The following is an 8928-nucleotide window of genomic DNA, read 5'->3' as shown; positions in this document are numbered from 1 at the left end:
GAAACGGCCGGTTGTCGGGGTGGTGACAACAACGGGCGGAGGGGCTGCCCTCGTGGTCGATCAGTTGGGCGTACGCGCGATCGCGGTCGAGGGCCCGGATGAGGAAACGCTCGCGAAGGTGCGCGACACCGGCGTCGACGTTGCCGAGAGCCGCATCGTCGACCTGACCCTTGCGGGCGCGCGCTACGAGGTGATGCGTGGGGCACTGGACGCCATGCTCGCCTCGCCCAGGTTCGATCTGGTCATCGCCGTCGTCGGCTCGTCGGCCCGCTTCCAGCCCGAACTCACGGTCAAGCCAATCATCGATGGAGCGAACGGCAACAGCAGGCTGGCGGTCTTCCTCGTGCCGGAGGCGCCGGACGCCCACCGCATGATCGAGAAAGCCGGCGTCCCTTGCTTCCGCACCCCTGACTCCTGCGCCGACGGGGTCGCCGCGGCGCTTCGCCGCCGGCTGCCGCGTCAGCTGCAGCGCGCTCCGGCGACAACGGGTGCAACGCACATGCTCGATGAGGCGGAGGGCTATGCCCTCCTCGACGAGGTCGGCATCCCGCACGCGCCGGCCCTCGCCGTCCCCGTGGGCACCGCCTCCGTCGACACCTCGTACTATCCGGCCGCGGTCAAGGTGCTACACCGGGAAATCGCCCACAAGTCCGATCTGGGGGGCATCGTCCTCGACGTCCGCTCCGACGCCGATTTCCAGGCGGCGGTGAAGGACATCGTTGCCAATGTCGGCAAGACGGCGCCGCAGCACGAGATCGCACATGTCCTGGTGCAGAAGATGGTGCGGGGCGCGGTCGGCGAGGCGTTGGTTGGCTATCGGGTAGATGCGCAACTCGGCCCCGTCGTCGTGCTGGCGACGGGCGGCGTGGCAACCGAGCTCTACAAGGACCGCTGCGTGCGTATTGCGCCGGTTGACCTGGCAATGGCCCACGAGATGATCGACGAAGTCCGGGGCATGGCCCTGCTCATGGGGTTCCGGGGTCGGCCGCGCGGCGACATCGACGCACTGGCCCGCACCATCGTCGCCGTCTCGCAGCTTGCAGAGCACCCGAAGGTCGCGGAGCTCGAGGTGAACCCCGTCATCGTCATGCCCGAAGGCCAAGGGGTGCTGGCCGTCGACGTGCTCGCCGCCGTCCAGCGAACGATCCCGGCCTAGGCGCGGCGCAAAGCGGGCCGGTCCGACCCTCCATCAGCCAGCGACCGCAAAGACTATTCCCGGAATCGGGCGCCGTCCTCACGGCCCTTCGAGGAGCGCCTGCAGGGCGCCCGGGCCGGCCAATTCGAAGCCGGGACCGCTGAGTTCAGCAAGTCGCCGCAACATAGCCTCCAGTTGGGCCGTCGGCTGGCTCCGCGCCCAGAACACGGGGCCGCCCTCGTGCCGCGGAAAGCCGAAGCCGTTGACCAGGGCGAGGTCGACATCGGGCGCGCGCCGCGCCACCCCTTCGTACAGCACCTGCGCAGCGGCGTTAGCCATGGCACCAAGCGCACGCCAGACAATTTCGTCAGCCTCGATCCGCCGGCGCGCGATGCCCGCCTTGTGCGAGGCGTCGACAATGATGGCCCGCACCTGCGGGTCGGCTTGCCCGCGCCTCTCGTCGGGCGCATAGCGGTAGAAGCCGGCACCCGTCTTACGCCCGAAGCGGCCCAGTTCGCACAACTGATCCGGAATGGTGACATAGCGGTCAGACGTATTGCGCGAGGAAGCCGTCGCCTGCCGCATGCGCCAGGCGATGTCGAGCCCCGACAGGTCCGCCACCGCGAACGGCCCCATTGCAAAGCCGAACGCCTCCAGCGCACCATCCACGTCCTCGGGGAACGCTCCCTCTTCCAGCATGAACTCGCACTGGCGTCGATACGCGGCGTAGATGCGGTTGCCGACGAAACCGAAGCTGTCACCGACCAGGATCGGCAGCTTTCCCAGACGCCGGCCGACGGCCATCCCCGTGGCCAGCGCCGCCGGCGCCGCCGCGGGATGTTCCACGACCTCGACGAGCCGCATGACCTCGGCCGGACTGAAGAAATGCAGCCCGATCACCATTTCCGGGTGGCCATAGGCGGCGGCGATGTCGCCGACGCAAAGGTAGGAGGTGTTGGTGGCAAGGACCGCGTCCGGACGCAGGAGACCACTCAATTCGGCAAATAATTCCCGCTTTGTCTCGATACTCTCGAACACCGCCTCGATGACGAGGTCGGAGTCAGCAAGGCTCGACAGATCCTGCGTCGGCGCGAGCCTCGCAAGCCGCTCTGCTTCCACCTCGGCGGTAATCCGGCCGGTCTGACGGCGCTTGCCGTAGTGGGCGGCAACCCGGGCCAGCGCGGCGTCCAATGCGCCCTGGCTCCGGTCAACGAGCCTGACCGCAACGCCTGCGTCCAGCAGACTGATGGCAATACCGGAACCCATCGTGCCGCTGCCGACCACGCCGACGGTGTTCACCGGGAGGGGAGCAACCCCGGCGAGTCGAGCGTCCTTGGCTGCTTCACGTTCGGCAAAGAACAGATGCCGCATCGCGAAGGCTTCCCGGCCGACGCGCAGATCCTGGAACGCCTCCCGTTCGGCAGCAAGAGCCACTTCCGGTGCCGCTGTGGCCGAGCGGCGCACCGATTCGATGGCGGCCTCGATGTGCGGCCGGTTGCGCCCCGCCTTGAGGCCCGCCTTCACAGCCGCCTCGATGACCGACTCCGGCTCTGCAGGCACGGCCCGCTGCATGACGCGCCGCTTCGCCCCGGCAAGTCGTTCGACCCATCCTATTGCCTCGGCCAGCAAATCGGCGCCCTCGGTGAGCGCATCGACCATGCCCAGGTCCCGGGCGAGCTGCGCGTCCACACGCGCACCGGTGCAGATGAGCTCGATGGCCTTGGCCTGGCCGACAAGGCGTGGCAATCGCTGCGTGCCTCCTGCCCCGGGGATGATGCCCAGCGTCGTCTCGGGGAGGCCGACGACGGTGCCAGGGGCCGTCAAACGGAAGTCGCAGCCGAGAGCCAGTTCATAGCCGCCGCCCAGAGCGGCACCCCTGAGCGCGGCGACCACTGGCTTCGGGCAGCCTTCGATCGCAGCAATTACCGCGGGTAGCTGCGGTTCCTCGAGGGGTGCACCGAACTCGCGCAGATCGGAGCCGGCCACGAAGGTCTTGCCGGCGCAGATGATCACGGCGCCAATGAGGTCGGGATCGGCGGCGACTGCGTTGATGGCGTCCAGGAGACCGGCACGCACGGCTGCGGAGAGGGCATTTACCGGGGGGTTGTCGATGCTGATCACACCGACCGACCGGCTCCTTGCAAGCGAAACCGGGGTTGGCAAAGCGCTATCGTGCAAGATGTCCATCCTTTGTGGGCGGCAGTGGCTCTGGCACGAAGAAGTCGAATCCGGGCACAGCGACAACTTCGCAGAATGCATGCCGGCATGACTATTGCGAACCGGTCATCCAGGAGCCGGCGCCCCCTCGGCCGCCACCTGCCGTTCAAGCCAGCGCAGAAACCTGCGCACTTTGATGTCCGGTTCCTTCCGGGGTGCCCAGATCGCATAGTAGGCGAGGTTCCGCTCCACCGGCGGTGGCAGCAGTGCGACAAGTCTGCCGGTGGCGATATCCTGCTCGACGAGGCGGGGCTGGCCAATCGCGACACCAAGCCCCTCTAAGGCCGCCTGGTACGTAAGGATCGAACTGGGGAACTCCATACCGTCGTCAGAAGCGTCGGGGCGGCCCTTGGCAGCCAGCCAGTCCTTCCAGTCGTCGCGGCGGTATCGGGAATGCAGCAGCTTAAGCCGCAGCAGGGCATCGATCGTCGCCGGAACCTTGCCGTCGGGCAGCAGCGACGGGCTGCAGATCGGCTGCAACGCATCGGTGAAGAGGCGGCGGCTGTTCGCCGGCGGATCCGTGTCGACGACAAGCTGGATTGCCAGGTCGACGCCATCCTTCGAAAAATCGACCGTTTCAGTTCCGGTAGATACCCGAACATCGATCCCGGGCTGCTCGCCGGCGAACAGGGGTAATCTGGGGATCAGCCACTTCACCGCGAACGTGGGGTAGACCAGCAGCGCCAGCGGTTTGGCGCGAGCGCGGTCGCGCACCGCTGCCGTCGCCTCCGCGATCATCGCAAAGGCGGGGCCGATCATCCGCCGGTACTCCTCACCGGCCGCCGTGAGCGTTACCCCTTGGCGCCCCCGTCGGAACAGATCGACCTTCAGATGCGCCTCGAGGATAGAAATCTGCCGGCTCACGGCGGACTGGGTAACGTTCAACTCGGCCGCGGCATGTGTGAAGTTGCCTACACGCGACGCCACTTCGAAGACGTGCAGCGGATTGAGGGGCGGGAGCGGATAGACCATTGGATACCCTATGTGGAACCAGTCAGGCCGCTACCGAGCGGGCGCGGGCCCCGGTCAGAGGCTCGCCGGGGTCACCCTACCTGTAGCCGCCTCGATCGTACCCGGCCAGCAGTCTCGACCGCATCCGGAATCGCGGGCTTGCGGCCCCCCCTTGCCCGTCGTCCACACGACCAGCGCGGTACGACGGTCAGGGTAATGCCAGTTCGCTGACGAGTTGGGGCACGATTTCGAACAGATCCCCGACCAGCCCGTAATCCGCCGCGTCGAAGATAGGTGCATCCGCGTCCTTGTTGATGGCGATTATGAGCTTGGCATCCTTCATGCCCGCCAGGTGCTGGACGGCTCCGGAAATGCCGATGGCGATATATACTTCCGGCGCGACGATCTTGCCAGTCTGCCCAACCTGCCAGTCGCCCGGGGCGAAACCGGCATCGACGGCCGCTCGGCTCGCGCCCAGGGCGGCACCCAGGGCATCGGCCAGGGGATGCAGCAGGCGCTCGAAATTCTCCCTCGAAGCGAGCGCACGACCACCGGACACGACGACGCGGGCGCCGGACAGCTCCGGGCGATCCGAAACGACCGTGTTCGCGGAGACAACGACACCCTTCACCCCCGCGAGATCAGGCGTTATCTCCACTATCGTGGCGTCTCCTCCACCCTGCACCGGCTCGAACGCGGATGTCCGAACAGTGAGGATTCGTATTGCCTGCGTGGTTCGCACCACTTCGATCGCATTGCCGGCAACGATGGGGTGCTCGAATGTCCACGGGTCGATGATCTTCGTGACGTTGGAGACATGAGTGACATCGAGGAGCGCCGCGACGCGCGGAAGGCTATCCTTGCCGCCAGTCGATGCCGGGGCGACAATGGCGTCGTACTTTTCGGCCACGGTCATGACCACCCTGGCCACCGCTTCGGCGGGGCCGTGGCGAAGCCCCTCGGCACTCGCAAGCAATACGGTGCGGACGCCGTGCAGCCTCGAGGCCTGCTCGGCCACGATGCGGCAGTCGACGCCGGACACGAGGCAGTCCACCGGCTGCCCGAGCGCCGCGGCCGCGGCGACAGCCCGATTGGTCATGGGATTGAGTTCGGTGTTGTCGTGCTCGACGAGGACCAGCGTCGCCATTTCAAACTCCTCTAGTTCGGGCCGATGGCGCGCTTCAATATGCCGGCGAGCTCACCTACGGATTCCACGACCCTGCCCCGCGGCCGCCCGGCCGGTTCCCGCACCTCGAGCACGGCAAGCCTTGGCGTGAGATCGACGTTGAATGCGGAAGCCGGCCGGATGGCGAGAGGTTTGCTCTTCGCCCTCATGATGTTGGGAAGAGAGGCGTAGCGCGGTTCATTCAGGCGCAGATCGGCGGTGACGACGGCCGGCAACGGCAGCTTAACCACTTGCGTGCCGCCGTCGACCTCGCGGGTGACAACCACCGCTGTCCCCTCGACCGCGACGCCGCAGGCAAAGGTTGCCTGCGGCCAATCGAGCAATGCCGCCAGCATCTGGCCGACTTGACCGGCTTCATCGTCGACCGACTGTTTACCCATGATGACCAGCGAGGCGTCTTCCTCAAGCGCCACGCTCCGCAGCAGCTTGGCGACGCCCAACGGCTCCAGCGATCCGGCGACATCGACATGGATGGCCCGATCGGCGCCCATGGCCAGGGGAGTTCGCAACACGTCCTGGGTCGGTTTGGCGCCGGCCGAGACCGCCACGACCTCGCTGGCGTGGCCTTGCTCCTTCAGGCGCAGGGCCTCTTCAAGGGCGATCTCATCGAACGGATTGAGCGCCATCTTGGCCGCGGCGAGGTCCACGCCCGCGTTATCGGGTCTGATCCTTACCCGGACATTCACGTCGACCACCCGCTTCACGGGCACCAGAATCCGCATGACCATTCCTTGCGCTGCAACGGGCACTGCGAACACCAGTTCGCGGCGCATTTTCGTCCGTGCCGCTGAAGGCTCTTTCAGCGTCGGATGAACGGGTTCGGCACATCGAGGTCCGTCGAAATCCACACGCACTTGGTTTCCAGGTACTCCATGATCGCCTCGGTTCCGGATTCCCGACCGATCCCCGACTTCTTGAAGCCGCCAAACGGCGAGGTGAAGCTGGTTGCGCGGTAGTTGTTGACCCAGACCGTCCCGGCGCACAGCCTGTCGGTCATGTACATCGCCCGGTGCAGGCTCTTGGTCCACACGCCGGCGGCAAGCCCGAACTGGACATCGTTGCCGATGCGCACGGCGTCGGCCTCGTCCGTGAACGGGATGACGGCCAGCACCGGGCCAAAGACTTCCTCCTGGGCAATCCGCATCCGATTGTCCACGTCAGTGAAGATGGTGGGTTCGATGAACTGGCCGCCACCGAGGTCGGCACGGACATTGCCGCCCGCGACGCACCGCGCTCCCTCCGATCGAGCAATCTCGATGTATTCGAGGATCTTCTCGAACTGCGGGCGCGTGGCAATCGGGCCAATCTGGGTATCGGGCAAGGCCGGATCACCCATCTTGGCCGTGGAGATGAACTCGACCAGGCGCTGGACGAAGTCATCGTGGATGGTGCGCTGCACCAGCAGCCGCGACCCGGCCTGGCAGGTCTGGCCGGAGGCCGCGAAGATCCCGGAGACAACGCCCTTCACTGCCTGATCGAGGTCGGCGTCATCAAACACGATATTCGGCGATTTCCCGCCCAGCTCCAGCGTCACCGTCTTGAGCCCGCGCGCTGCGAGTTCGTAGACTTTCCGGCCGGCCAGGTCACCGCCGGTAAAGCCGATGTGAGCGATGTCTGGGTGTTCGACGAGGGGTTCGCCTACCTCCCGGCCGAAGCCGGTGACGACATTGACCACCCCCGGCGGAAAGCCCGCCTGCGTAAACAGCTCGGCGAGTTCGATCATCGAGGCCGAGGTGAACTGTGACGGCTTTACCACGGCCGTGCACCCCGCGGCCAGGGCCGGCGCCAGCTTCCAGCTGGTCAGGGCAAGCGGCGAGTTCCACGGCGTGATGATGCCGATCACACCCTTGGGCTGGTACTTCGTATAGGAGAATACGCCCTTCTTGTCCGTCGGCAAGACGTGGCTCTGCAGCTTGTCGGCAAGCCCCGCGTAGTAGCGGAAGTAATCCGCCAGGTAGCGCACCTGCACCGTGACTTCGGACGCCAGCTTGCCATTGTCCCGACGTTCGATCTCCGCCAGGCGGTCGGCATTGGCGGAGATGAGATCGGCGACCTTCCACATCAGGTGCCCGCGCTGGGTCGCGGTCAGCTCCGGCCAACGCCCCGAAGTAAAGGCGCGGTGCGCGGCGGCCACGGCCTTTTCCACGTCGGCTGCGTTCCCTTGGGCGATCTGCGCCCACGGGCGGCACAGATAGGGGTCATCGGACACATAGTAGGCGCCGCTTGTCGGTACGTGCCTTTCGCCGTCGATGAACAAGTCGTACTTGGGCAGGTCTGCATATTCCGTCATGGGTAGAACTCCGTGTCTGTCGGGTAGCGCCGGCGCGCCGGGTCGGCGCTGTGCACGGCGAGAAGTCATCCGGCCTGGGTATTGGGTGCGGTGGCCATCGAATAGGTACCCATTGAATAGATGTCGTTGATGTCCCAGTGGCCTGCTGTCGGCACGGACACGTCCTGCATCTCGACATCGATCAATGAGGGGCGCCCCGAGGCGAGTGCCTGCTGCAGCGCAGCGCGAAACCCAGCAGCCGATTGTGCCTTGATCCCTAGCGCACCATAGCTTTCGGCCATTGCCGCGAAATCCGCGGAATATGGCTTTCCGTCACGCTCGAATTTCGTACCGACGGTGGTGCCGAAATGGGCTTGCTGCAGCCCGGCGATGGTGCCGAAGCTGGCGTTGTTCATGACGATCCAGACCACGGCAGCGCCTTCCTCGACGGCCGTCGCCAGCACCGAGGGGTTCTGACCGAAGGCCCCGTCCCCGGCAAGCGACACCACCACCCTGTCCGGCAAGGCGATCTTCGCACCCAACGCCGCCGGGGGCCCGAACCCCATTGTCGCAAACCCCCCGGGCGTGAGCACCGTTCCAGGCACCAGGACGGGGAACTGCTGGGCCACGCCGTTCTTGCTCCAGCCAGTGTCCGTCGTGATGATGGCATCACGGGGCACCAGTTCACGCACGGTGGCGAGGATACGCTCGGGCCGCATCGGCCATGCTTCATCCGTGGCGTGGGCGGCGTGCTCGGCGGCAAACGCTCCCCGCTCGCGCGCGATTTCGGCGGCCCGCTCCGGCTTCTTCATCCCACCAGGAAGCATACGGCGCGCCACCCTCGCCAGCACCTCGAGGGCGGGAGCCAGGTCGGCCACGGCGCCCAGTTCGACCGGGTAGTTGCGGCCGATTTCGGCGGGGTCGATATCGATCTGGATCAACCGCGTGTCAGGAATGGAGAAGGTGAAGCGCGGATCCCAGGAACTGCTGTCGGATTCGGTGAACCGTGTACCCAGTGCCAGGATCAGATCCGCCTCGCGACACTTGTCGTTCACGTAGCGAGTGCCCCAGAACCCCGTCAGCCCAAGGCAGAGGGGGTGGTCGTCGGGCAGCACGCCCTTGGCGATCTGCGAGTGGGCCACTGGGAGGGCCAGGTGCTCCGCGAATTCC

Annotated in this window: 7 protein-coding genes; 1 reads left to right on the top strand and 6 read right to left on the bottom strand. The window is 66.2% G+C overall.

The features are described from left to right. Positions 1–1156, top strand: a 1156-nt coding sequence (locus tag VGD93_RS03575) for an acetate--CoA ligase family protein (RefSeq protein ID WP_395009254.1), incomplete at its 5' end; no start/stop codon positions are given. Positions 1157–1234: 78 nt separating this feature from the next. Here VGD93_RS03575 and VGD93_RS03570 read toward each other — a convergent pair. The 6 genes from VGD93_RS03570 to VGD93_RS03545 form a co-directional block, all read right to left on the bottom strand. Further along, the gene (locus VGD93_RS03570) at positions 1235–3322 is read right to left on the bottom strand and encodes a 3-hydroxyacyl-CoA dehydrogenase NAD-binding domain-containing protein (protein WP_395009252.1); all 2088 of its coding nucleotides are present in this window, start codon (positions 3320–3322) and stop codon (positions 1235–1237) included. Positions 3323–3418: 96 nt separating this feature from the next. Further along, positions 3419–4324, bottom strand: a complete 906-nt coding sequence (locus VGD93_RS03565) for a LysR substrate-binding domain-containing protein (protein WP_395009250.1) — start codon at positions 4322–4324, stop codon at positions 3419–3421. A gap of 187 nt (positions 4325–4511) precedes the next feature. Continuing rightward, positions 4512–5450, bottom strand: a complete 939-nt coding sequence (locus VGD93_RS03560; protein WP_395009248.1) for an electron transfer flavoprotein subunit alpha/FixB family protein — start codon at positions 5448–5450, stop codon at positions 4512–4514. Positions 5451–5461: 11 nt separating this feature from the next. Continuing rightward, entirely contained in the window at positions 5462–6211 is a 750-nt protein-coding gene (locus VGD93_RS03555) for an electron transfer flavoprotein subunit beta/FixA family protein (RefSeq protein WP_395009258.1), read from the bottom strand. A gap of 77 nt (positions 6212–6288) precedes the next feature. Continuing rightward, the gene (locus tag VGD93_RS03550; protein ID WP_395009256.1) at positions 6289–7761 is read right to left on the bottom strand and encodes an aldehyde dehydrogenase; all 1473 of its coding nucleotides are present in this window, start codon (positions 7759–7761) and stop codon (positions 6289–6291) included. Positions 7762–7844: 83 nt separating this feature from the next. Then, positions 7845–8928 (bottom strand): thiamine pyrophosphate-binding protein (locus tag VGD93_RS03545; protein ID WP_395009246.1); only part of this gene is annotated, 1084 nt, incomplete at its 5' end.

Source organism: Devosia sp. (genome assembly GCF_036406155.1).
GTDB lineage: Bacteria > Pseudomonadota > Alphaproteobacteria > Rhizobiales > Devosiaceae > Devosia_A.
The sequence above is the reverse complement of the archived record's forward strand: the minus strand, read 5'-3'. Positions and strand labels throughout refer to the sequence as shown.